This window comes from Spirosoma sp. (assembly GCF_026391055.1).
Classification (GTDB): domain Bacteria; phylum Bacteroidota; class Bacteroidia; order Cytophagales; family Spirosomataceae; genus Spirosoma.
This window is the reverse complement of the sequence record NZ_JAPLET010000017.1, coordinates 122,180-148,184: the sequence shown is the minus strand read 5'-3', so window position 1 is coordinate 148,184 and position 26,005 is coordinate 122,180. Positions and strand designations below refer to the sequence as shown.

Below are 26,005 nucleotides of genomic sequence, written 5' to 3'. Positions count from 1 at the left end.
GGTTGACCTCCAGGCTCCGTCCGATCCGAGGCCTGCGCCCCCGGTTATCCATAGTCAACCCCTGTCAGGGTTGGTTGGATATGCTATTTTGTGGTGATGGAGACTGTTTTTTTAGGTTTGTCGACGTCCATCCGGGCAATTTTATCCGGTGAAATAGCCTTGAATTCGTTTTCGGTAACGGGCTTCCCATCAACAAAAAAGACCTCTATACCTTTGAACGCCGAGGCACTTGTAACCGGCGCTGCCTCATCCAGTTGAAAGTTAATGGGGAGGTTGTATTGAACATTGACCGGGTGACCATTCTGCCGCCCTGGTAGCCATTTAGGCATATTTTGTACTACTCGCACCGCTTCGGCATCGGTTCCGTAGCCAATACCTTTCAGGATTTGCACATCGGTAATCTCACCCGTTTTGGTAACAATGAACCGGACAAAGACCCGGCCTGTAACATTCGCTTTTAGTGCGGCTTCAGGGTATTTCAAATTCTGTTCCAGATAGGCACCTAAATTTTTCATGCCTCCCTGAAATTCGGGCTGTTGTTCAACTACGGTAAAGATTTCACCGGATACTTTTACCGTTTTCCGGGCGGAGGCTTCGGCTGTTGTGAGTGCGGTCTGATCCTGCTCCGATTGGGTACACATGGTCAGCAGGGCGGCCAGTGGCAGGGCAAGAGCGTAGCTGAGGAGCGCCCGGCGGGGAGATTGTGGTTTTTGTAACATAACGATGCGTTGTTTGAGGGTTGATTTAGAAACAAAGGGTGTTGTCAGGGCGGTCATGGGCACATCGAGTGCGTAGGCCACTAATTGTTGCGCATAGGTGGGGGGAGCGGAAAGCCGATTGTCGGACGTTGAAGGGGCGCCAATCTGTCGAACAGCGGCCTGGTCGGCCAGAAACTCGTGAATTTCCTGAAGGGAGCGTTTGTACAGCCAGAGCACCGGATTGAACCAGAAAAAAGCCTGTGTAACCTCCAGAAATAGCACATCGGCGGTATGGCGCTGGCGGATGTGCGCTTCTTCGTGACGCATCAGGGCTTCGGGTTGTGTACGGGCATCCGTCTTGTTAAGCACCAGATACTGGCCGAACGAGAACGACGGCGCATCGTCAGTCGGGAGTTGTATGAGCGTATAAGCGGGGGTGCGTTTAGCCGTGCCGCGCCGGATCAGGCGAAATAACGAGCTTAAATGGACGCTCATCCGGATGAGCATAATCAGCACACCCAGTCCGTATAGCAACCATAGCCACTGCGACGCGGTTAGGGCATCCGATTGCGGTTGCGGGCTGCCAATGACCAGTGTTGGTAAGGTAATGGTGCCCACGGGCAGGGAGTCGCCCGTTCCGGTGGGTAGCTCGACCAGCGGTAGCAGCAGCGAAAGCATGACCGAAGCCAGTAGATACGTTCTGTTCATACCAAAAAAGGTGTTCCGGCGAAGCAACAGCGCGTAACAGCCGTAGAACAACAGCAGATACAGGCTGGCGGTTAAGAGATAGGGGAGCGTGTTCATTTCTTTTTCGTGGTTACGATTACGATGCCGTTTTTACCTTTTTCGCCGTAAACCGCTGCTGATTCGCCTTTCAAGACTGTGACATTATCTATGTCATTTGGGTTGAGGTGGCTAATGCCGCTTTTCGCTTCGACACCATCAATGATGATGAGTGGCTCGCCGGTCATGAATCTATTACTTCGTATCGTAAAGCTTGTGCCCGACTTTCGTAGGGAATCCGGTAGGGGCATAGCGTACCGGGTTTTACTGCCAGCCGACATGTCCTTAAGGAATGTAAATGGCTCGTCTTTGCTGTTCTCCTGAGTGTTTATGCCAGGTTGCTCCGAACTTGGTTTCTGGGTGGGCATAACCTGCCCGGTCCGCTTATCGTCGGTTCTTTTTTCGAGCGAAAACTGAATGGGAAGATTGTACATAACAGACACGGCCTTACCCTGCTGCTTACCGGGAATCCAGTTCGGCATTTGACTCACTACCCGGATAGCTTCTTCGTCGCAGCCACCGCCAATGCCTTTCAGAACGCGTAGTTCCCGGATGTCGCCGGTTTTGTCGACAATAAACTTCACGTATACTCGGCCCTGTACTTTGTTTTGGCGAGCTTCTACCGGGTAACGTAAGTTGCGGGCCAGGTACTGATATAGAGCTCGTATACCACCGGGAAATTCGGGTACCTGTTCAACAACAGTAAAAATTTCGTCACCTGTCAGGGATACCTGTTTCCGGGGTGTTGGCGTCGCTGTTGGTTCGTAGGCAACTACATGTACATCGTTCAATTGATTACCCGATGTCTGTCCCGTTCGCTTATCGTCAGTTGTCTTTTCAAGTTCAAACCGAATCGGTAGCTGATACCGAATGGAAACCGGTTTGTTATTTTGTTTGGCAGGAAGCCATTTTGGCATCTGACTTACGATCCGTATTGCTTCTTCTTCGCAACCACCGCCAATTCGTTTTATATTCTTATTAATCTTCACATCACCAATACCCCCAGTAGGCAGTACCGTAAATATGACATACACATCTCCCTGAATACCCGACGCTTTAGCTTTAGCTGGATAGCGAAGCGTGTGTGCCACGTATTGCATCAATCCCGGAATACCTGTAGGAAAAACGGCTGGTTCTTCAACGGCAGTGAATACCTCCCCATTGATAGTTTCTGAAGAGGGTGGTGTTCGAATCGGCATTGCCGGGTTGGGTTTGATAGCCTTGTAAGCGGCTGTTGCGCCCATCGGTGGGAGTTCATCCTGTAGAGTAGGTGTCAATTTCGGGCTGAGCAATAGTTGATTATTTTTCGTTCTGCTTTTGAACGCGTCAAGCGTCAGAAAATCAGTACGATATCCAATAAAACTAAAGGCTAATGATCCATCTTTAGGGACGTTTGTTAATGTAAATTCACCGGTTGCGGTCGTATTTATCCCTCTTCTTGTGTTCACAATTACAACGGAGACCCCCGGCAATGGCTTGCCATCTACCGAACTCGTCACTTTTCCCGTTACCGTAATCCCTTCATCCTGAAACGAGTCCACTGCGGCCGTAATCTCTTCCCGTGCCGTGGTCATTGCCAGCAATCCAAACGCCAGTGGAAGTATTAGTACATACTTGCCCAGCGCCCAGCGGGTCGTGGCCTTCTGTTGCAGCATCAGTATGCGTTGCTTGAGGAGCGACGGGTTGAAGAAACTGTTCGTTAGGGTGTCGGGGCCGCTCAAGGCAGGGTGCGCACCAAAGGAGTAAGCTACCAGAAACCGAGCGTATTCGGTTGGCTGCGTGGCAGGCTGATCGGCCAGAAATTCGTGTACCTGACGGAGTAGACGGGATACGAGCACCAGCGCCGGGCACGCCCAGAAAATAGCCTGCACCATGCTCATCCCCAGCACATCGGCACTATGCCATTGGCGAACATGCACCAGCTCGTGCCGAGTAATCAGCGCATTGTCGGTATCGGCGGGATTCAGGATAACGTAGTTGAAAAACGAGAAGGTCGGAAGCGTCGGGTCGTTGGGTTGTACCAGTACATACCCGTCTCGCGGGTAGCGGGGTGACCGGCTAATCAGTCGCAGCAGACGGCCGGTTCGGATGCCTAACCGGGTTAGTAACGCCAGCGCAACGAGTCCATACCCCCACAAAGCGAGTTGCTCCCAATCGGGGCCGGGGTCGGGTTGGGGGGCTTCGACCGTAGCTACCGGGATGGGGCTTATGGGGAACGCCATAACGCCCACCGGCATCGGGAGTGTTTCTACGGTTTTGGCAGGTAGCGTAACCATTGGCAGGCTCAGGGAGAGAACCACCGAGGCCAACAGATACGCCCGATTCAGTCCAAAAAACGTATGCCGACGCAGCAACAGCCAATAACAACTGGCAAACAGCAGACCGTAGAGGTTCGCTTTAAGGAGGTAGTCGAGGGCGTTCATTGATCTTTCTGTTTGTTTAGGAGCTTGATGATTTCGTCGGCTTCACTGAGACTGATGTTCTTGTCCTGCACGAAAAACGACACCAGTTTTTTGAGCGAATTATCGAAGTAGTTCGCCATGAGTTGCTCGGTCTGGAAACGCCGGTATTCTTCTTCGGTAATGAGTGGGTAATACTCGTGCGTTTTTCCGTAGGCCCGGTACCCGACCAACTCCTTCTTCTCCAGAATCCGGATAATGGTCGACACGGTATTGTAGGCTGGCTTGGGCTCGGGCAGTTCGGCTAACACATCTTTGACGAAGCCTTTCTGAAGCTGCCAAAGCACCCGCATGATCTCTTCTTCAGCTTTGGTAAGGTCGCGTATGGCCATGAATTACAGTGGTTTATTGATTATGAACGAAATGTATGACTAATGGTTTAGTTTTACAACTAATTTATTAGTTAATTTTTTGGGGGAAATAAAAAAGCCCGTTCTGACGTCAGAATGGGCTTTGTGTTCTGGTTGTACCCGACAGCATCTTGCTGCCGGGTACAACTGACTACTTAAACAAAGGCGCGTGAATCTTTTTCAGCGTTTCAATGGGTATTTTGATTACCTCGCGGTCGTAGGTGAGCAGGCCGTTGACTTCACCTTCTACGTCCGTTGTTTGCGTATACACAGCCGCCGACAGCGCCTGTTTCTGATAATACTCCACGATTTTGGCGTATTTTTTCTGATAGGCTTTCAACACCTCGTCGGCCGATTGATAGGTCTGGTAGCCCCAATTGCGCATCTCGGGGTTCCATAAATGCCCCTGTACCGGCCAGCCAATGCCGCCAAATTCGCCAATAACCACTACCCGGTCGGTTTTGGGGGCGGGTGCGTTGGGTTCCGGCTCGTAAGTATGAATATCGTAGAAATCGCCCGCGCCGAGGTCGTTCCAACCGCTGCTGGCGTTAACGGTCCGGCTGGGATCGAGGGCTTTTACCCAATCAGCCAGGCGTTTGTTGTCGTACTGGCCCCAGCCTTCGTTATGCACCACCCAGGTAACGATGCTGGGGTGATTATGCAGGCGGTTCATCATACGGCGCAGTTCCAGTTCAAACTGTTCTTTCCCCTTCGACCGGCGAATGGGCTCCGACTGATCGCCGGGGGCTTCGTTCTGGCCTTCCAGAAAGCCCGACGGCATATCCTGCCAAACCAGCATGCCCATCTTGTCGCACAGGTAATAATAGCGGTCGGGTTCTACCTTGATGTGCTTCCGGAGCATGTTGAAGCCCGACTTTTTCAGGAAATCAATTTCAAACGCCATGGCTTCATCGGAGGGGGGCGTCAGCAAACTGCCGGGCCACCAGCCCTGATCGAGCGGGCCATTCTGGAAAACAAATTTGTTGTTCAGCAGCAATACCGGCTGGTTGGCCACCGACGTACCGACGCCCGGCCCGCGACCCGTCGCGATTTTCCGCATGGCAAAGTAGCCGGTTACCACATCGAGCGGACTGCCCGTTACGGTAGCACCGGCGAAAGCTTTGTTGAGGGCGTCGTCCTGACGCGGGCGTTTGTTGCGGGGCGTATCGCCAAAAGGGTCCGTTACGGTAACCAGTTCGGCCTTGAAGTCATACAGAAACGGGCTGTCGGGCGACCAGAGTTTGGGGTTCTTCAAGGTCAGGTAAGCACTCCGTCCGGCCCGGACCAGTGTTGTCGCTACGGTCTGGCTACCGTCCATCGCCGTTAATCGAATGGCAGTGGTGTAATTGTTAGCGGGCTTGTCGAGCAGTACATCGACCCGGACACGACCCGCATCCAGTTCAGGCGTTAGTTTTACCTCTTCAATGTAGGTCTGCTTCGCCACCGGCTCCATCCAGACCGTTTGCCAGATACCCGACACGGGCGTGTACCAGATGCCGTTTGGGTTCATCAACTGTTTGCCGCGTGGCTGTTCGCCCGTTGAAGTAGGATCGAGAACGCCCAGTACGAGTTGATTCTGTCCGTCTTTCAGGTAATCGGTAATGTCGAAGCTAAATGCATCCGAACCGCCGGTATGCGAACCCACCAGCCCGCCATTGACCCACAAGCTGCATTCATAATCCACCGCCCCGAAGTGCAGCAGTACCCGTTGTCCGGCCCAGTCGGCGGGTACGCTAACGGTTCGGCGGTACCACAGGCGCTGCTCGGCGGTGAGTGATTTGTTGACCTTCGATACCGTCGATTCTACGCTGAACGGTACGAGAATCTGTCCCGAAAAATCTGTTGGCTGGGGAGCGGTTTTGGCCGTAATGGCATAGTCCCACATACCGTTCAGGTTCTGCCATTGTTTGCGGACCATCTGCGGACGCGGGTATTCACGCCAGGCGTTCTCGGGCGTTAGCTGCTTCTCCCACCGGCTCATGATGGGGGCCGTTCGGGGCGTATTCTGGGCAGGCGATTGCGTAACGGCAAGGCCCGTAGTCAGTAGAAGGAGGCCCAATGGCGTGAACAGGGATTGATTGAATCTCATGATTTATAGTAGGTTGGGGGTGGTCAAGCTTATTTACTCAGTTTCCCTTCCAGCATTTTGATGTAGTAGCCACCCACGACTGAGCGGGCCTGAAAACCAACCTGTTTGGCGTTGGTGGTCTCGTGCCAGTCGGACAGTGGTACCCGCGTCGGCGTTTCGTTAACATATTTCCAGACGGGCTTGATGAACGCTTCGAAGTCGCGGTTCGATTTGGCGAGGGTGGCCGTCCACACGATCCAGTCCGATTTAGTGTAGGTTTTGCGGCTGTCGAGTGGGAGGCCGTAGGTGCGCTGCTTGGTCAGGTAATAGGCGATTTCAGTTTGTGTTACCTCTTTAGGGAAGATATTCAGATTCAGTAGTTTATCCCAGACGAGGTTGTATTTCTGGCTCCAGGTGTCGTTCTGATTCTCGAAGGTCAGGTCATAGTGAGGCAGTTGGTTGAGCGTTTTATCCATCGATAACTGCTGCCATTTAACGGCCATATCCCGCGCCGTTTGCAGATAGCTCTGTCCGGTTGCCTTATCGCCCAGCTGATTGGCCATTTTGCCGTAAGCCGCAATGCCCAGAATAGCTTTAACAGATAGGTTGGCGTTGCGGGCAATATGACCGGCGAAGTCATCGGTACAAAGCTGATTAGCCGGGTCAAAACCGTCTTTTTTGAGGTATTCGACCCAGGTCGTCAGGGTTTTCCAGTGTTGTTTGGCATAGTCCGCGTTCCCTTCGGCTCCGGCAATAGCCCCGGCCAGGATCAGCATGTTGCCACTCTCTTCCACGGGCATATCCTCACCGTAGGTTTGACCGTTGGCTTGCGGATAGGTCCCCACGTCGTGCGCGGCAAACGGCTTTTTCCAGCGACCACTCTCCGAGTACTGGAAAATAGGCTCCATCATGCCTTTCAAGAGAGTTGGATTGTAAAGCAGAAATAATGGGGCCGATGGGTAGGTGATATCCACCGTGCCAATGGAGCCATTGGAGAAATTCTCTTTCGACAGGAAAAGTGTTTCGCCTTTTGGTCCGACTACTATTTTATGGGCGGCAATGGCTTGCCGGTACGCCAGCGCGCACAGGTCTGCGTACTCTTTGCCACCGGCCTTTTTGGCGTCGGTATAAAGCCGGTTATCGAATTTCTCACATTTCTCCCGAAGTCGGTTGTAGTCTTTTTCGGCGGTCTGCAAGAGCGAGACCATGGTCGTTTTCTCATCCCGACGCCACCACGGGCGTAGGTTCTGCTTAAAATACTGTACCGAATACAGGTCATCGTACCCCAGCATCAGGTGTTTTTCGACAGATTTCGACACGTTGCCGAAGTCGAGTACGCTGGCAATGGCAACGTCTACGGCGGCTCTTGGCTTGTTGCCCGGTACGGCAGCTTTATTATCGGTAGGGAGTTGTCCGTTCATCAGAAAAGCCTCTTTCAGGCCGGGGGCCATCCCGTTGGCCGTCTGATTGCCCGTTTCCTGTGGAGCGGCCAGGTAGGCGTACCCCCAGTCGATGCGTATATTGTCGCCTTTCTTTGCCAGAACGGGCTGTGCCTCGGTGCCAACGGTCTGAAAGATCAGTCCCGGTGCCTGTCCCGCTTTCAGGACAACCTCCTGGCCAATCGTATTCGTTGCCATCGTGCCAGATTCACTCAGATAAACCTGCACCGAATGCGGCTTGCGGTCCTGCGAACGAACCTCGAAGGTAACATACGTAATCGGGCGGGCGGCAACGTCCAGATCGTCCAGCAACAGGGGCGACATAAAATTGACGACCAGGTCCACCGGCCCGGCGGTAAAGAGGTAATCGGTTTGGGTGGCCGACACCGTCACGCCTGTTTGGGTCGCTGCCGTAATCGCTGTAGTGGTAATGGGGTTCAGGATGCCTACGTCGATGAACGAACCGCCCCGAGGGCTCACGCAATGCACTGCCAGTACATTTTTGCCTTTGCGGAGGGCTTTTTGCCCCGCCGGAGGGAGTGGCAGATTAACGTACTCACTCACATAGTCGGGTTTGTCGAGGATTTTTGTGCCGTTCAAATAAACGACTACATCATCGTCATGATTGATAGACAACAGCAGTTTAGCCGGGTCGGCTTTTCCATCATAGGTGAACTCCCGGCGGTAGTAAATGCCGTCTTTATCGGTTGTGACCCATTTCGTTTTGGCTTCGGGCGTATCGCCGAAAGGACCCAGCCCTGATTGCCAGTCGCTGGCGTTAAAATCGGCCTTTTCCCAGCCGGTATTTGGCTTTTTGGTAGTGTATTGAGCCGTGTACGACTGTGTTTCGCCGGTGGGCAGAATGGCTTCGTAGTGGGTGGGTACGGCACCCAGAAACTGATATGCTTTGCCATCTACCCGGATAATACCTTCCAGCGATTGGGGCTTGCCGGTCCAGTGCCGCGTAGGCGAATCAGTCAGCTTGTCGGTCATGCTCCAGACGCTGAAGTAAGGGTCATGGGTAATAAGCGGGTAGGCTGGTGGGCGAAGATTCTGGGCAGAAAGCTGCCCGACAACGAGTGAGGAAAGAAGTGCAATGGCAATGAAAAGAGCCGAGTTTTTTTGCATTGGGACTATCTGGTTGGTAGATACACGGAAATCATCCACAACATAAACCATATGTTGGCACAGCTTTACTTATTGACGTGAATAATTTGGTACAGCCCGGTCGGGCCGTCCTGTTCACTTGCTGCAATGATGTTCCGTATACTAAGAAGGCCGCAATGGAAATAGCTGAAAAGGAAGAATTAAAAAAAATCGTTCGCCTGTATATGCAACCGATTGTATTATGTATTCAAGGCTATAAGCGATTCAGGTCAGTACTAGCCGCCGTTAGGGGAGTGCCTGGCAAACTGTTTTACTATAAATAGTATATAAGTAATTTATAATTAAATTATTCTTCCAGTAATATTTTGCAATCGGTTGCAAATGCGAAAATTATGAAAGACTTTTATAATCACGTCTTATGACGGCTCTTTCAGGAGCCTATAACCAGAGCTTATTAAGGGTAGATGAACCCGTTATTCGTCTTATTCTTTCCAAATCCTAAACGTTTAATTTTTACTATTTTCAATGAAACAGGTAATCGTAATGACCGCCGTGTTGTTACTGACCGGCTTGGCGTCGGTATCGGTTGCACAGCAAATCTCGAAGGAGGAACTGATCTTCCTGACGCCCGAATGGAAAGGGGAGCGCTTCCCGGATGGCCGTCCGAAAGTGCCGGATGCTATTATCAAACGCATGAAACTGGTAACTCACGAAGAAGCCTGGGCGGTCATGAAAGGCGAAAACTACCGGTATCAGTATGCGGGCGACTGGCAAACCATCAACCCCGACAGCGTTTTGGTAGGACGTGCGTTGACGGCAACGTTTATGCCAGGTCGGCCGGACGTACACCGGGTAACGGACGAAAAAGGACATACCAAAGATGGCCGGGTGAAATCGCAGAATGCCTGGCCAATTGACATGCTTGTAAAGGGCGATGTGTATGTGGTGGATCAATACGGCATGCACGAAGACGGACCAACCATTGGCGACAACCTGGGCAACTCGATCTATGCCAAAACGGGTAATGGTATTGTATACGAAGGGGCGCTTCGGGATGTGGCCGGACTGAAAGAGATTGGCGGTTTTACGTCTTATTTTAGAAGTTATCACCCCTCACACCATAACCCGGAGGGAAACCTGAATACGACGCTGGTGGGTATCAACCGCCCAACGCGCATTGGAAAAGTGATGGTGATGCCAGGCGATATCGTGTTGGGTCGTGATGGCGGGGTGGCGTTTATTCCGCCCCATCTGGCTGAGAAAGTGGTGAAAACGTCGGAGATCATTCGGCTGCGTGACATGTTCGGACACCTGCGGTTGCGGGAGCAGAAATACACGCCGGGGCAGATCGACTCCCGCTGGTCGGACGCCATCGAGAAGGATTTTTCGCAGTGGCTCAACGCCCACGTCAGCGAACTGCCCGTCCCTAAAGAGCAGATTCAGGAATACCTCAAAACCCGCACCTGGTAGTTTATACCAAACAGCTGGAAGCTGTTTGGTATAAATCCTAATAAAGTACCTTTTCCTTTCCTAAAACATGACAACATCTCGTCGTTCTTTTTTGACTAAAGGCGCCATTGCCAGTGCCTTAGCGGCTACTACATTATCTACATTCGGGGAAGGGCTGGAAACGGCCGTCCACAATGCTCCCCTTTCTTCGGCCCCCTCCGATCTAAAAATTACTGACATTAAATGCGGCTATACGCGCGGTGGCCATAGCCTGTTCGTGAAAATCCATACCAACCAGGGCATCTGGGGTTGTGGCGAAGCCGTCGATGCTTCAGTAGGAACCTACCATCTGGTGAAACTGATGGGCGAACGGATCAAGGGCAAAAGCCCGCTTAACGTCAATCGTTTATTCGAAGACGTTCGAAAGTCAGGCTTCTTCGAAGGGGCTCAGTCCGGCATTTATATCTCTGTGTTGTCGGCAATCGAAACGGCCCTTTGGGATTTGACCGGTAAGGCGCTCGGCATGCCCGTGTATCAGCTGCTGGGGGGTAAGTTTCGGGATAAGATTCGGGTTTACTGCGATACCGGAGCCTATCGGGAAACTGATACCAGCGCCGAAGCCTTCGGGAAAAGTGCCAAACGGGCGGTCGACATGGGATTTACAGCGGTGAAGTACGACATCGACGAGCGCAACGACCCGAACAAATACGATGCCTACAACTGGACCGCCAGCCAGGGCGAACTGGAGCGGATGTACAACCAGATTGCTGGGGTCCGGAAAGCCGTTGGGCCGAAAGTCGACATCTGCGTAGATATGCATGGTAAGTACGACGTAACCACGGGCCGACGCGTAGCCAAGATGATGGAGCCGCTGAACCTGTTGTTCCTCGAAGAGCCCATCCCCGCCGAAAATCCAGAAGCGTACCGACAGATTCGGGAAGCTTCTAACACACCAATCTGTGCCGGTGAAAACCATTATCTGGCCCACGGATTCCGCAAGCTTCTCGAAATTGGTGCCGTCGACATTATTATGCCCGATTTGCAGAAAGCAGGTGGTCTGGGCGAAGCGCAGCGGATTGCTAACCTGGCTAATCTGTATTACGTGCCGTTTGCTCCGCACATGGTGGCGTCGTACCTGGGCGCAATGGCATCTAGCCACGTGTGCGCATCGGTTCCCAACTTCCTGATTCTGGAGTGGCAGATTTACTTCCACGAAGAGCCGATGTTCAAGGAAATCGTCACCTTCGATGGCCCGATGGTCGAAAAAGGATTCATACCGCTGTCCAATAAACCGGGTATCGGTGTTGAGATCAACGAAGAAGGTATGCGTAAATACGCGCCGAAAGACGTGCCGTTCTTTGTCTAGTGAACCGAGCCCGCTGGTACCGTTCAATTAGTTGAAAAGACGCATTCAATACTTTTTTTGATCGACTCGGCTGTGGATAAGTAGGTGTTTTTGCCTGTTTAAGTGTGGATAACTTTTCGATGTGTGGATAAGGTCACAGCGGTGCAAAGCGCAGGGGAGGGAATCATACGAGTAGTACTTTGAAAACCAGGTAGATATGTCTGGCTAGCCGGTTCTGTACAGTAAGTAAACCGGCTAGCCATGTTTTAGAGTAGTCTGACCGACACTCACCCTAATCGCACTCCTCCTTTGACAACAAAACCCACGCCCGCTGCTGCCGATCCCCTGAGGCCTACTGGTGATGCATTGCCTGCCTCCAGTAACTACCGATGGATCATTGTTGGGTTGCTCTTTTTCGCAACGACCATCAACTACCTCGACCGGCAGGTCATGAGTCTGCTGAAACCCGTTCTGGAAAAGGAGTTCAACTGGAGTGAAACAGATTACGGCGATCTGGTAACCATTTTTACCTTTTTTTACGGAGCATCGACCTTACTAGCCGGGTACATCATTGATCGGGTTGGTACGAAACTAGGCTATATCGGCGCTATTGTGGTCTGGAGTCTGGCGGCTATGGGCCATGCACTGGCGGGTGGTACGGCCGGATTTATGGTTGCCCGGGCGCTGCTGGGTATTGGTGAAGCCGGTAATTTTCCTGCTTCGATCAAAACCGTGGCCGAGTGGTTTCCGCAGAAAGAACGCGCGCTGGCCGTGGGTATCTTTAACTCCGGAGCCAATATTGGGGCGGTGGTTGCTCCGGCAGTTGTGCCGCCCCTGGCCCTTATGTTGGGCTGGCAAATGACTTTTATCATCACCGGTGCGCTGGGTTTCCTCTGGATTGTGGCCTGGTGGTTTTATTACGAAGTACCCGCCCGGCATAAGCGCGTGAGCGCGGCTGAGTTAGCCCATATCACCTCCGATCCCGTTGAACCGTCTGTTGCCGGAGATGCTGCCGCCACAGATCTGCTTGCGGATAAAGCAGAAACCAGCTATCCGATTTTTTCCAACAAAGCCATCTGGGGATTCATGAGCGGCAAACTACTGACGGACCCTATCTGGTGGTTTTTCCTGTTCTGGCTGCCTTCGTACCTGTCGAATATCTACCACCTGGATTTGAAAAAGCTGGGGGCTCCGCTCATCGTTATCTATCTGGCAGCTACCATTGGCAGCGTTGGGGGGGGCTGGCTGTCGTCCAGGTTAATTGGGAAAGGCTGGCACCCGACCCGGGCGCGGCAGTGGGCAATGGCTTTGTTCGCGATCTGTATAACACCTGTTATGGCCATTAGCCAGATGAACAGCATGTGGCCCGTAATCGGTATTTTATCCCTAGCTGTGGCCGCTCACCAGGCCTGGTCAGCTAATATTTTTACCGTGGCCGCCGATCAGTTTCCCAAGCGGGTGCTGAGTCGGGTGGTTGGCTTGGGAACGATGGCCGGAACGATGGGAGGAGCCGTATTTCCGCTGATGGTTGGTCGTATCCTCGACCATTATAAAGCGTTGGGAAGCCTGTCGGAAGGGTATTATATCATTTTTTACATCGCCGGCTTCGCCTATCTGGTTGCCTGGACGATGCTGTACATTTTCGTGTTTAGCCGGGTGAAATCCAGATAAAATGAAGAGTCATCAATCCCTCAGGCAAGTCTGCCAACGGCTGTTTTATGTAGGTATACTGGGCTTTATGGCAATTGTCGACATGAAAGCTCAGGCACCCGACTTGCAGAAAATGACGCCCGAGGAGCGGACGGCTTACATGAAAAAAATGCGGGCCGCCAGTCAGGAAGATTGGGAGAAGATGATGGGAAAGCTAAAACTCTTGGTGCCTGTACTTCCTTTACCTGCCGACGACCCCAAACGTCCGCAGCAGTTGAAACAGAAAGAGGGCTCCAACAACTGGTACGATGAAGCGGGGCAAACGCACGTGCGGTCGGACTGGGGCAACTGGACGAATTACGAGGAGGGAAAAGCGAGTAACTACACGCTACCCAACCCGCTGACACTCAGAAACGGCAAGCCCGTAACAACTGCAGCTATATGGTGGAAGCAACGGCGGTCCGAAATTCTGAACGAATACCTGACCGAGATATACGGCAAAACGCCCGCCAACGCCCCAAAGGTGACTTTTGGCCCTGCCGGAACGGATAGTACGGTACTGACTGGCAAAGCGGTTCGGAAAATGATACTGGGCCGTATCGACAATTCCCGGTATCCGACGGTCAAACCGAGCATTCCGGTTACGTATTACCGGCCGGTTAAGGCATCGGGTAAGATTCCATTGATGGTCATTGTGTGGGGTTCGTTTCCGCAGCCTATGCCCAATATCGAAAAGCTGATCGATGCCGGTTGGGGTGTCGCCTTGGTTAATACGGGCGCTATTCAGATGGATAGCGGAGCCGGTCTGCACGAAGGCATCATTGGCCTGATGAACGGCGGCAAAGACCGCCAACCCGACGAATGGGGCGTGTTAGCGGCCTGGAGCTGGGGCCTTAGCCGGGTGCTCGATCATTTTGAGAAAGACAACGCCATCAATCCTAAACAGATCGGTATTCAGGGCCATTCGCGCTGGGGCAAAACCGCCCTGCTGGCTGGAGCACTTGACCCGCGCTGGGCTATCGTGTTCGCCAGTTGTTCGGGTTCCATGGGTGCGTCACTGGAAAAACGCAGCTTTGGCGAAACGATTGACAACGTAGCTGGTCCGGGTGAGTATCACTGGATGGCGGGCAACTTCCTGAAATACGGCGGCAACTGGAAAATGATGCCCGTAGATGCCCATGAACTGATGACGCTGATTGCCCCTCGTCCGCTCTTCATCACGGGTGGCACAAAAGACAGTTGGGCCGACCCCAAAGGTGAGTTCCTGGCCTGCGTTGCCGCCAGCCCTGTTTATACCTTACTCGGTAAAAAAGGCGTTGGCACCACCGAAATGCCCGCGCCGGATGTGTCACTGATCGACGGTGAACTGGCTTTCCGAAACCACGAAGGCGGCCATGTCGATTCGCTCGACTGGCCGGTTTTTCTGGAATTTGCGAAGCGGGAGTTGCAGTTAAAATGATGCGTAGGAGTGTTACGTACCTACGGGCCGGGCCTGTAGGTACGTAAGTAGGTACATAATAAGCAATAGAGTACGAATGGGAATGCTACAAACAATGCGCTGGTTTGGCCCGAATGATCCGGTTTCTCTGATGGACATTCGGCAGGCCGGTTGCGCAGGTGTCGTAACGGCACTACATCAGATTCCGGTGGGTGACTTATGGTCAATTGATGCCATCAACGAACGAAAACAACGAGTCGAAACCGATAATGAGCGGTATTCGCCCTTGCAATGGGCGGTAGTCGAGAGTCTGCCGGTCCACGAAGACATCAAGAAGGGGAGACCCACCCGCGACGGATACATTGATAATTACAAACAGTCGATTCGGAATCTTGCGGCTTGTGGGATCAAAACGGTCTGTTACAACTTCATGCCCGTGCTGGACTGGTCCCGCACGAACCTCAGCTACGAAATGCCCGACGGATCACGGGCGCTCCGGTTCGTGTGGGAAGACTTCGCCATCTTCGACCTGTGTATTCTCAAACGCCCCGGTGCCGAGGTCGACTACGAACCTGAAATCATCGAATCGGCCCACCGAAAGTTCAGCGACATGACCCCCGAACGCATCGCCGAGTTGTCCAATATTGTCCTCCTGGGTTTACCTGGTTCAGAAGAGGCTTTCACGCTCGATACCTTTCAGGGGTTGCTGAACGAATACGCCACAATCGGCGACGCCGAACTTCGGCAAAACCTGTATTACTTCATTCAGCAGGTGGCTCCCGTAGCGCAGGAAGTGGGCGTGAACCTGTGCATTCACCCCGATGATCCGCCAAGACCGTTGCTGGGTTTGCCGCGTGTGGTCAGTACCGAAGCTGATCTGGCCCAGTTGATGGCGGCCAGCGACGTAACGGCCAATGGCATTACGTTCTGCACCGGTTCGCTGGGTATCCGGCCCGATAATGATTTGCCTGCCATGATTCGGCGGTTTGGCGAGCGCATTCACTTTATCCATTTACGGACAACGAAACGTGAAACAGATCAACGTAACTTCCACGAAGCCGACCATTTGTCGGGCGATGTCGATATGTATGCCGTAGTGAAAGAAATTGTGCTGGAACAAAGACGGCGCGCGCAGCAGGGCATTGGCGAAACGTCTATCCCCATGCGCCCCGATCACGGCCACCAGATGCTCGACGATCTGCACAAAAAGACCTATCCCGGCTATTCAGCCATCGGTCGGTTGCGGGGATTAGCCGAGTTGAGGGGGCTTGAGATGGGTATTGAGCGGAGTTTGTGAAAAAGATGTGACACAGAATCACCCTGAGAAGGCACAGAGATACACAGAGGTTATTGTTGATGGCTTAAACCTGGCTCTGTTCTCTGTTTGACGATTAGCACATGCTGGCGCCAGCTGGCCAATGCCCTGCGCCTAAAAAAACTGAAAAAAATGAAACGAATACTGCTTTGCCTTTTATTCATTAGCCAGTTAGCTTTCGGCGATGACGGCTACCGCCTTTGGCTGAAATATGACCTGATTAAAGACGTGCCCAAACGGGAAGCCTACGCCCGGTCGGTGCAGTTTATTGCCCTGAATGGTACGAGCTCTATTCTGAAATCAGCCGCCGACGAACTCCAGATGGGCTTACAGGGCTTACTCGGTAAAACGGTGCCCATTATTACCAATGCCGGAAGCCGGACTGGTGGAATTGTATTGTCGGTGGCGAGTGCGCCCAATGCCGGTTCGCAGACCCTTGTTGCGGATGGTTATCAGCTGACGGGTCGAAAATCGGGAAACATCACCATTTTCGGGAAAACTGATTCGGGCGTGTTATACGGTGCCTTTGCCTTACTTCGCCAACTACAAACCGGGCAGTCAGTAGAAAACCTGTCGCTGACCAGCATCCCGAAAATTCAGTACCGACTGCTGAATCACTGGGATAACACCAACGGCACCATCGAGCGGGGCTATGCCGGTGAATCGCTCTGGAAATGGTACGAACTTCCGGCAACTGTCGATCCGCGCTACCGAGATTACGCCCGCGCCAATGCGTCGCTGGGTATAAACGGAACGGTGGTTAACAACGTGAATGCCAGCGCCCGCTTTATGACAGCCGAGTACATCGAAAAGGTGGCGGCTCTGGCCAACGTATTCCGGCCGTATGGCATACGGGTGTATCTGTCAGTTTATTTTCCGGCGGCCAAAACCATTGGTGGTTTAAAAACATCCGACCCGCTCGACCCCGAGGTGCGGAAATGGTGGGCCGACAAAACCAGAGAGATTTACACCGCTATTCCTGATTTTGGGGGTTTTCTGGTCAAGGCCAACTCCGAAGGCGAACCTGGTCCGCAGGATTACGGACGTACCCACGCCGACGGGGCCAATATGCTGGCCGAAGCTCTCAAGCCGTATGATGGCATCGTGATGTGGCGGGCCTTCGTCTACAAAGCTGACCCTAAGGCTGACCGATTCAAGGCAGCTCATGAAGAGTTTACTCCTCTGGATGGCCAGTTCGATAAAAAGGTGATCGTGCAGGTAAAGAACGGGCCTATTGATTTTCAGCCGCGCGAACCTTTCTCGCCCCTGTTTGGCAATATGCCTAAAACGCCCTTGTCAATGGAGTTTCAGATCACGCAGGAGTACCTGGGCTTTGCTACCCACTGGGTTTATGAAGCGCCGATTTTCAAGGAGTGTCTGGAAACCGATACCTACGTAAAAGGCAAAGGCTCTACTGTCGCCAGGGTGATTGATGGTAGCCTGCACCAGTACACCATGACGGCCATTGCAGGCGTAGCAAACACAGGTGCTGACCGTAACTGGACCGGTAACCCGATGGCGCAGGCCAACTGGTACGCGTATGGGCGGCTGGCCTGGGATCATACCCTGTCGTCGGAAGGGATTGCCGATGAGTGGATAAAAATGACGCTCACCCGAGAGCCGAGCGCCGTGAAGACCATCAAAAATATAATGATGCGGTCACGGGAGATTTACGTCAATTACAACACACCACTGGGGTTGTCGCGTCCGTGGTCGGGTGTTCACTTCGCCCCCGAGCCCTGGCAGGAGAAAAGTGTTCGTCCCGACTGGACGGCCATCTATTACCACCGGGCCGATTCTATTGGTCTCGGCTTCGACCGGACCGCAACGGGCAGCAATGCGCTAGCGCAGTACCGCCCTGAAGTCCAGCAACAATGGAACAACCCCGAAACCTGTCCGCTGCCGTATCTGCTGTGGTTTCATCATGTACCTTGGACAAAGAAATTAAGTACCGGTCGCACCCTCTGGGATGAACTCTGCACCCGTTTCTATACCGGTGCCGATTCGGTCATGTGGATGCAAAAGCAATGGGCGCAAGTGAAACCCGCCGTCGACCCCGCTATCTTTGCCGATGTAACGGGCCGACTGATTACGCAGCATAAAGAAGCCATCTGGTGGCGCGACTCGTGGGTGTTATATCTCCAGACTTACTCGAAACAACCAATTCCAGCTTCCCTCCCCAAACCCGAACGGACATTGGAGGATGTGAAAGCCTTATCCGAAATTTATAAATTACGCTAGTGGAACAAGAACAACTTACGCAGACCCATAGTCAATCGGCCATCCTTCCCGTTTTTTCGCTCGACGGTAAACTCGCTCTTATAACCGGTGGCGGCAGCGGTATCGGCTTCGATATTGCCCGCTGCATGGTACAGGCTGGGGGAACCGTTGTCATAACCGGTCGGCGGGAGCAGCCCTTGCAGGAGGCCGTTGCCACGTTGGGCGACCGGGCGCATTATATGGTCAACGACGTAACCGACCGGCCGTTGCTGGACGACCTCGTTGAGCGAATAGAAGCCACCTATGGCCCCATTGATACGTTGGTCAATAACGCCGGTATCAACATGAAAAAACCGGCATTGGAAGTCACCGATGAGGATTTTGACCGAATTGTACACACGAACCTAAACTCTGTTTTCAGTCTGACGCGGGCCTGCGCTAAACGTATGATGGCGCGTCAGAGTGGGTCGATCATCATGATTTCGTCGATGGCGGCCTATTATGGCATTGACCGGGTTGCTGCTTATGCGGCCTCAAAATCGGGTGTGGAGGGCATGGTGAAAGTGCTGGCGTCGGAGTTTTCGGGCAACGGCGTTCGGGTCAATGCCATTGCGCCGGGCTTCATCGAAACGGCCATGAGCAAAACCGCGATGGGGGGCGACCCCGATCGCTTCGCCCGCGCTATGCGCCGGACGCCGATGGGTAAGTTCGGGCAGCCCGAAGACATTGGCTGGGCGGCTGTTTTCCTGGCGTCTGAAGCCGCAAAGTACATTACAGGGGCCTCGCTGCCAGTCGATGGGGGTAATTCGATTGGTTTCTGACCTCGGACCCGGCCCCGGATATAGCCCGGTCTCCGCCCCGGATTGCATCCGGGGTTATCCATAGTCAAGTCCTTCGGACTTGTTCTGGGTTTTCTATCAATGGTGTCGGGCGTTTATAGCCGACACCATTGATAGAAAGCTTATTACGAAGGTGTGAAATTTTAGGCATGTGTTGCGATGGTATGTCCTGGTGTCGTTACTTTGGGCGTTTCTCCCGAACCTATGCTACAACGCACCATCCTACACTTGTTTATTGGCGGTTGCTTGCTTTTCGCTCAGTCAAGCCAGGCGCAGAACAAAGCCCGTAAAGTCCTGTTCGTCATTGTCGACGGAATCCCGTCGGATGTGATCGAAAAACAGCCGACGCCCAATCTCGATGCTATTGCCAAAGTCGGCGGCTATGCGCGGGCTTATGTGGGTGGTCAGAAAAGTAGCTATTCGCAAACGCCAACCATCTCGGCGGTGGGGTATAATAGTCTGCTCACCAGCACCTGGGTGAACAAACACAACGTCTGGGACAACAGTATCAAAGCGCCAAACTACCAGTACTGGAGTATCTTCCGCTTCTTCGAAACGCAATATCCGCAGAAGAAAACGGCCGTTTTCTCCACCTGGCTCGACAACCGAACTAAACTCGTTGGCGAGAATCTGCCGCAAACCGGCAACCTCCGAATCGACTATTCCTTCGATGGGTTTGAACTCGATACCCTCCATTTTCGGCACGATAAACAGTCGGAATACATCCGCCGGATCGACGAGAAAGTGGTGGATGAAGCCAGCCGCTACATCCGCGATGAAAGCCCCGACTTATCGTGGGTCTATCTGGAATACACCGATGATATGGGTCATAAATACGGTGACAGCGAGCAATTTTATAATGCCGTATCCATCATGGACGACCAGATGGGCCGACTCTGGAAAGCTATTCAATACCGCCAGAAAACGGTTGGCGAAGACTGGCAGCTGTTCATCACCACCGACCACGGCCGTAGCGCCGACACCGGCAAGAATCATGGTGGCCAGTCAGACAGGGAGCGGGATACCTGGATTGTGACCAACGCCAAAGATCTGAATGAGCAGTTCAAGAAGAATACACCGGGTATTGTGGACATCATGCCGACGATGGCCCGTCATCTGCAACTCACGATTCCCAAAGAACAGGCCTTCGAACTGGACGGCGTACCGCTGACGGGGAAGCTATCCATCACGGAGCCAACCGCAAAAAAGGAGGGCGGTAAAATTACCTTGACCTGGAAAACCATTGCGCCGGACGAAACGCTGAAAATCTGGCTTTCGACCACTAACCATTTTGAGGAAGGCAAGCGGGACAATTACCTGCTTATGGCCGAAGTGTCCGCCAAAGCCGAAACGGCGGTCATCGATGTGTCGACACTACCTAAAGGATTTTACAAAATTGTGCTGGAAGGCCGGTACAATACACTCTCGCGGTGGATTGTTGAGTAGTACGTCAATGATTAATGTATAATGTTGGTAGTGAATAAATTTAATTATCCATTATCTCACTTCACCCGCGTCCAGATTTTGGATTTCCCCAGGAAGCTGAGGCCCATGACGTAGCCGCGCAGGTCGATGGAGTTGGCGTCTTTGAGCGTTACCTCACAATTGTAGGTTTTGCCGTCTTCGGGGTTATATATTTCCCCATCGCTCCAGACATTGTTGCCTTTGTAGGTCAGATTCGTCAATAAGACCAATTGCATGAGGGGTCGGTTTCGCAGCTTTTCGTCGGGGTTTGCTTTGTCCACTTTGGGTTTACCGGAGCCTGGTTCGTTAGGTTCCAGCATCCATACCAATTTTCCGTAATATTTATTTCCCTGTTTATAAATCTGAACCTGATTCCGCTTTTTCGAGCTCAGCCACCGGCCCACCAGTGCATCCGGATCGTCGGAATCATTGGCAAACGACGGGCATGAAAGACAGACGAGCAGGAGTAGTATAGTCAGGCGCAATGCGTTCATAGGTAAGTGGTTTGTTATATAAACGCAGGAGAGCGGGTTTTGTCGATTCAACTACGATTAAATTTATAACAAACAGGCTATTTCCAAGGTAGAAGAGCTTGTTTGTTATTGTTTGATAGGATTAGTAGAACATTGTTTAATCCGACCCCAAAATATTAGGCAATACCGACCGGGATAGTCGGTATTGCCTATAGCAAAATGCAACGAAAACTAATTCATTTCTTTAATCGAGAGCCAGTAGAGCCCTGCAAAGATTAGGCTGAAAAAGGCGCCAAATGAGGTGTTCAGAGCCCCTACGCCTGCCAGCACAACGGGCAGCACCAGACCAACGGCAATACCGGCTACATAAATCCAGAAGCCAACCCTGCGCAACCGAAACATCAGGATAGCCCCAATGAGCGTCAGCAGCGAGTACGCGAACTGAGCAATGGCGAGCGACTTGATTTCGTCCGGGTCGCCGGGAGCGGGGGCATCGGACGAGCGGTCTTCGAAGTATTGTTTAGGTGCGTCTTTCTTCTTCGCCGGGTCCGGCTTTGATTCGACGTATCTAGTTTCGGCTACGGCATCGGCTTGCACGAACGAAACGGTTGAGTCGATCAGGCCCCAGCCGCAGCTGAGGAAGGTAAGAATGCACAGAAGAGTTAATAATTGGGGACGCATGGGCAGGGGATGATGCGGTATTCCGGTGGATGCCGCTTTGTGTTGGTATAAAAGGCTAGTCTCCTTTTGACACGGCGTACCGACCGCGCTATAAAAAAACCTTATTTTCGCGGCTGAGTTTCTTTATGACAACGAAATCTAAATCCGATGACTCTGCAAGAACTAACCGAGCAAATTCGGTCCAAAGTTACACATGCCGACAACATTAACGCTACGGTTAAGATTGTCACCGATCAGGGACCAATTTTTATCGATGCTACGCAATCGCCGGCAACGGTCTCAAATGTAGATAAGCCAGCCGACTGCGATTTGCAGGTAAGCATTGATAATCTGGTCAAAATGGGTACCGGCGACCTCAACCCGATGATGGCCGTTATGTCGGGTAAGCTCAAAATAAAAGGCGATATGGGTATCGCCATGAAGATGGGCCAGGTGATGGGGTAAAATTCAATGATGACTGAGTGATTGCTCAATGAGTGAATAAACGTGGTTAATGGTGCAGTAAATCAGTAGTACAGTTAGCATGAAGACTTACTACAATTTATGCCACTGTTCCCCCGATTATTCACTCATTCATAATTCACGCATTGATTATGTCTTCTCGTCGTAAGTTTCTGGAAAACAGTGCGCTGGCTGCGGCTGGTTTTTACATTGTGCCCCGGCATGTGCTGGGTGGAAAAGCACCGGATGGCGCCCGGATCATTGCTCCTTCCGATAAACTCAATATTGCCGCTGTGGGCTGTGGCGGCAAGGCCGATGTGAATGTCCGGCTGGCGTACAACAACGGGTCCGACAACTTTGTGGCCCTCTGTGATGTCGACGACCGGCAGGCGAAAAAATTCCGGGGGCAGTTTCCCAAAGCGCCTTATTTTCAGGATTACCGCGAGATGTTCGACAAGGCGGGCAAAACCTTCGATGCTGTTATTGTGAGCACGCCCGACCATATGCACGCGCCAATCGCGATGGCCGCTATGCAGATGGGCAAACATGTATATGTCGAGAAACCGCTGACGCACGATATTTACGAAGCCCGGATGCTGACGCAGGCAGCTGCGAAGTATAAAGTTGTGACCCAGATGGGCAATCAGGGAAGCTCAGGCGATGCGACGCGCATCATCGAAACGGTCATTCAGAAAAATGTCATCGGCCACGTTCATACCGTGTACTGCTGGACCAACCGCCCGGTTTGGCCGCAGGGGGTTAAGTCGCCCAAAGAAAAAGGGGAGTCGCAGCCAATACCCTCCGAGGTGAACTGGCCGCTCTGGCTGGGCACCGCACCCACGCGGCCGTATCACGAAGCGTACATGCCTACCCGCTGGCGTGGGTACTGGGATTTCGGAACCGGTGCTCTCGGCGACATGGGCTGCCATTTTATGGATGTACCCTTTCGTGCCCTGAAGCTCAAATACCCGACGTCAGTTGAATGCAGCGTCGGTTCTGTCTATGCTGATTTCTTTGAAGAAGCCTTCTACGACGACAGTTGCCCACCCTCGTCGGCCATTCACCTCACATTTCCGTCCAACGATAAGAAAGTAAACGAGATCAAGTTTTCGTGGTTCGATGGCGGCATTCGCCCTCAATTGCCCGAAGGCGTAGACTACAATGATGTGTTTCGGGACATTGACGGCGGCATGTTGTTCATTGGTACCAAAGGCATGCTGACGGGCGGTCTGTTCGGTAATGATCCAAAGCTGCTGCCCGCCGATAAGTTCAATGGGAAAGAGCTGCCTGCTCCCGAAAAACCATTGGTCGAAGGTAAAACGGAGGGCCACCAGCAGCAGTGGGTGAAAGCCTGCAAACAAGGCTACGGTGCGTATACATCCTCCTCGTTCGACCAGTCCGGCCCGCTTACCGAAACGGTATTGATGGGTAATCTGGCCACCCGCTCTTACCTGGCCCGTGAAGACGGCAAGTTCACCGGCCGCAAAAAACTCTTCTGGGACGGCGACAACATGAAAATCACCAATTACGACTACGCCAACCAGTTTGTGAAGCGACAGTATAATGGCGGGTATAGTTTGTAGTGTACTTGGTGAAGTGGTGAAATGTGGTGTCGGTTTTCAAACCAGTATTACTATTGCCCTAACTCCACGACTGTATCACTCCACCAACTCCACTAACCACTTGTTTATTAGCTACTCGCCGTTTACATTAGTGGTGACTTCATTTGCTAATGATACGCTTTCGCCACCTGATTTTGCCGCTCATGATCGTTTGCCTGATGGCCCTGCGGCTATCGGGGCAACCACTGAGCAGGCAGCCTGTTGTGGTGTTGCCAGTTGTGGGTGATAAACTCTCTTTACGAGGAACGATAGCGTCTTTTCAGGACTCGGCGCGTAGTAAAACGATTGCCGATGCCATTCAGTTGGCGAAGACTAACGCTTTTCAACTCCTTACCTCCCCTGTGCCAAATTTTGGCATCATCGCAGGCTCAAAAACGGCAACGCCCCACTGGCTTCGGTTTCGGTTGAAAAATACGCTGAATGCGCCCCAGGACTGGCTGGCCGAAATCGATTTCTGGTGCTTCGATGAACTTCAACTGTTTGTGGTCGATGCCCAAAACCGGGTTTTGTCCACTTCACCAACCATAGGCTGGAAAACGCCCGCCCGGCAGCGCATAAAAAACAACCGGCACTTCTGGTTCCCGTTTACCGTGCCTGCTGGTCAGGTCGTAACGGCGTATTTGCGCGTTGTTAAACACCGGGGTACACAGGTCGTGCCTGTCGAACTTATTCGGGCGTCGGCTTATGATTCGGTGGTGCAGGAAAGTTACTTGTTTTGGGGCGGGGTGTTGTTCACACTGACTTTTATGGCAGTGATGAGCCTGATTTTTTTTCTGACCACCTTCGATCAAATCTATTCCCGTTACATTTTCTGTCTTCTGGGTCTTGTCGGGTTCTTCGTCATAAACGATGGGTTTCTGAATCAGTTTGGCTTTTCGGCTCAATTCTGGATGCCTCGTCAGAACGTCTATTTCCTGTTTCCACTGGTGTTATTCTATTCACAACTAACGTTTGTCCGGCGATTTCTTAGTTTATGGCATACACCTTCACATCGCTGGCACAGGATCAGCACTGTAGTGCTCTGGAGCGGGATATTATGCCTGATTGCCCTCACGGCCGAGTGGTTTACTCCCTTTACGCCCACCCTGGAACTGGTGCTGGTACGGCTGTTTTCTGCCCTTTACTGGCTGCCGCTGCCGGTTATTGTTGCGTACATTAGTATCAGTATCATTCGTCGATATCACGCTCAGGAAGCTTGGTTGTATCTAATCGCTATCCTGCCTTTCTATGCCCTTAACCTGGCGCTGGTTTTTGCCAATTTCGGGTTGCTGCCCACTTACGAACTGGTCTCGTGCTTTGCTTACTATGCACCAGCCGCTTTATTTGAGGTGTTGGTGTTGATGGTTGGCTTGGCCTATCGCTACAAGGTTGCCCGTGACCAGACAGAAAAGCTCATCAAAGAGCGTACCATTCAGCAGCAGCGAACGTTCGAAGCCGAAGTACAGACACTGGCTCTTCAAAACAATCTGCTGGTTGAAAAAGAGCGTATCGCCCGCGATTTACACGATAACGTTGGGGCACATCTGGCTTTCGTGGTTACTAATCTCACCCACATCAGCGCCCAGACGGAGAAAAAGAACAGTACAGACGGGCAACGGTTGGCAAGCCAGCTTCGTACCATCGTGACCCACACGCGGGAGGCCGTCAAACTCCTGCGCGAAACCATCTGGGCGATCAATCAGGAAAGTTTTACGGTGGAGGAATTTGCCGAGCGGCTCAATCAGTACATTAACCGCTATGTCCACGAAACCGACGGCCTGCAAGTCGATGTGCAGGTGTCTGGCTCACAGTCGTATAAGCTGAGTTCATCGCAGGTGTTGAACCTGTTTCGGATCGTACAGGAAGCCCTCAACAATGTGATCAAGCACGCTCAGGCGTCGCAGGCTACTGTCCAGTTGTTCGTTGAGGACGATGGCCATATCAACTTGCGCATCCATGACAACGGGCAGGGTTTTAGCTGGACGGACGAAGCTTTAGCCCCCCACCATTACGGCCTACGGAACATGGAAACCCGGGCTCAGGAGTTGGGCGGTACCTTCCGCATCTTTGCCGAAGAAGGAACGACGGTAGAAGTAGCGGTATAGTCCGGTATTTGAGACCCTACCACTCCTTTGGCTGTGTTGCACACTAATTAGCCCGGACAGGATTATTAAATTTCAGCCAA

At 52.4% G+C, this 26,005-nt stretch carries 18 protein-coding genes; 11 read left to right on the top strand and 7 right to left on the bottom strand.

Annotated features, from left to right (window positions below):
• Positions 1 to 83 precede the first annotated feature (83 nt).
• The 5 genes from NT073_RS09440 to NT073_RS09420 form a co-directional block, all read right to left on the bottom strand.
• The gene (locus tag NT073_RS09440; RefSeq protein WP_297372260.1) at positions 84 to 1,502 is read right to left on the bottom strand and encodes a M56 family metallopeptidase; all 1,419 of its coding nucleotides are present in this window, start codon (positions 1,500 to 1,502) and stop codon (positions 84 to 86) included.
• A complete protein-coding gene (locus tag NT073_RS09435) occupies positions 1,499 to 3,904 on the bottom strand; it encodes a TonB family protein (protein ID WP_297372258.1) in 2,406 nt (801 codons plus the stop codon). The genes NT073_RS09440 and NT073_RS09435 overlap by 4 nt, the downstream gene beginning before the upstream one ends.
• Positions 3,901 to 4,272, bottom strand: coding sequence for a BlaI/MecI/CopY family transcriptional regulator (locus tag NT073_RS09430; protein ID WP_297372256.1), 372 nt, complete (start codon positions 4,270 to 4,272; stop codon positions 3,901 to 3,903). Before NT073_RS09430 ends, NT073_RS09435 begins: the two co-directional genes overlap by 4 nt.
• Positions 4,273 to 4,441: 169 nt before the next feature.
• Positions 4,442 to 6,379, bottom strand: a complete 1,938-nt coding sequence (locus NT073_RS09425; protein ID WP_297372254.1) for a sugar-binding domain-containing protein — start codon at positions 6,377 to 6,379, stop codon at positions 4,442 to 4,444.
• A gap of 29 nt (positions 6,380 to 6,408) precedes the next feature.
• Positions 6,409 to 8,925: a glutaminase family protein gene (locus NT073_RS09420; protein ID WP_297372251.1), complete on the bottom strand. Its 2,517-nt coding sequence runs from the start codon at positions 8,923 to 8,925 to the stop codon at positions 6,409 to 6,411.
• A gap of 504 nt (positions 8,926 to 9,429) precedes the next feature.
• On the opposite strand from NT073_RS09420, the gene NT073_RS09415 reads away from it, so the two are divergent.
• From NT073_RS09415 to NT073_RS09380, 8 genes are all read left to right on the top strand, one after another.
• Positions 9,430 to 10,374, top strand: a complete 945-nt coding sequence (locus NT073_RS09415; protein WP_297372247.1) for an RraA family protein — start codon at positions 9,430 to 9,432, stop codon at positions 10,372 to 10,374.
• Positions 10,375 to 10,441: 67 nt separating this feature from the next.
• Complete coding sequence (locus NT073_RS09410) at positions 10,442 to 11,719, top strand: mandelate racemase/muconate lactonizing enzyme family protein (RefSeq protein ID WP_297372244.1); 1,278 nt, start codon at positions 10,442 to 10,444, stop codon at positions 11,717 to 11,719.
• A 324-nt stretch (positions 11,720 to 12,043) separates the two neighbouring features.
• The gene (locus NT073_RS09405; RefSeq protein WP_297372792.1) at positions 12,044 to 13,369 is read left to right on the top strand and encodes an MFS transporter; all 1,326 of its coding nucleotides are present in this window, start codon (positions 12,044 to 12,046) and stop codon (positions 13,367 to 13,369) included.
• A gap of 1 nt (position 13,370) precedes the next feature.
• Positions 13,371 to 14,807: an acetylxylan esterase gene (locus tag NT073_RS09400; protein ID WP_297372241.1), complete on the top strand. Its 1,437-nt coding sequence runs from the start codon at positions 13,371 to 13,373 to the stop codon at positions 14,805 to 14,807.
• A gap of 76 nt (positions 14,808 to 14,883) precedes the next feature.
• Positions 14,884 to 16,083, top strand: coding sequence for a mannonate dehydratase (uxuA, locus tag NT073_RS09395; RefSeq protein ID WP_297372238.1), 1,200 nt, complete (start codon positions 14,884 to 14,886; stop codon positions 16,081 to 16,083).
• 150 nt (positions 16,084 to 16,233) lie between these two features.
• A complete protein-coding gene (locus NT073_RS09390; protein ID WP_297372235.1) occupies positions 16,234 to 18,342 on the top strand; it encodes an alpha-glucuronidase family glycosyl hydrolase in 2,109 nt (702 codons plus the stop codon).
• Complete coding sequence (locus tag NT073_RS09385; RefSeq protein WP_297372232.1) at positions 18,342 to 19,142, top strand: SDR family oxidoreductase; 801 nt, start codon at positions 18,342 to 18,344, stop codon at positions 19,140 to 19,142. The genes NT073_RS09390 and NT073_RS09385 overlap by 1 nt, the downstream gene beginning before the upstream one ends.
• A 222-nt stretch (positions 19,143 to 19,364) precedes the next feature.
• On the top strand, positions 19,365 to 20,606 hold the full coding sequence (locus NT073_RS09380) for an alkaline phosphatase family protein (protein ID WP_297372229.1): 1,242 nt from the start codon (positions 19,365 to 19,367) through the stop codon (positions 20,604 to 20,606).
• A gap of 56 nt (positions 20,607 to 20,662) precedes the next feature.
• Here the strand turns inward: NT073_RS09380 and NT073_RS09375 are convergent, their stop codons facing one another.
• Both NT073_RS09375 and NT073_RS09370 read right to left on the bottom strand, forming a co-directional pair.
• Positions 20,663 to 21,118 (bottom strand): DUF2147 domain-containing protein, encoded by a 456-nt coding sequence (locus NT073_RS09375; RefSeq protein WP_297372226.1) that lies wholly within the window; start codon positions 21,116 to 21,118, stop codon positions 20,663 to 20,665.
• Between the two features lie 210 nt (positions 21,119 to 21,328).
• Positions 21,329 to 21,778, bottom strand: coding sequence for a hypothetical protein (locus NT073_RS09370; protein ID WP_297372223.1), 450 nt, complete (start codon positions 21,776 to 21,778; stop codon positions 21,329 to 21,331).
• Positions 21,779 to 21,925: 147 nt separating this feature from the next.
• On the opposite strand from NT073_RS09370, the gene NT073_RS09365 reads away from it, so the two are divergent.
• From NT073_RS09365 to NT073_RS09355, 3 genes are all read left to right on the top strand, one after another.
• The gene (locus NT073_RS09365; RefSeq protein ID WP_012930649.1) at positions 21,926 to 22,222 is read left to right on the top strand and encodes an SCP2 sterol-binding domain-containing protein; all 297 of its coding nucleotides are present in this window, start codon (positions 21,926 to 21,928) and stop codon (positions 22,220 to 22,222) included.
• A gap of 149 nt (positions 22,223 to 22,371) precedes the next feature.
• Positions 22,372 to 23,802: a Gfo/Idh/MocA family oxidoreductase gene (locus NT073_RS09360; RefSeq protein ID WP_297372218.1), complete on the top strand. Its 1,431-nt coding sequence runs from the start codon at positions 22,372 to 22,374 to the stop codon at positions 23,800 to 23,802.
• A 149-nt stretch (positions 23,803 to 23,951) separates the two neighbouring features.
• On the top strand, positions 23,952 to 25,925 hold the full coding sequence (locus NT073_RS09355; protein WP_297372215.1) for a 7TM-DISM domain-containing protein: 1,974 nt from the start codon (positions 23,952 to 23,954) through the stop codon (positions 25,923 to 25,925).
• Positions 25,926 to 26,005 lie beyond the last annotated feature (80 nt).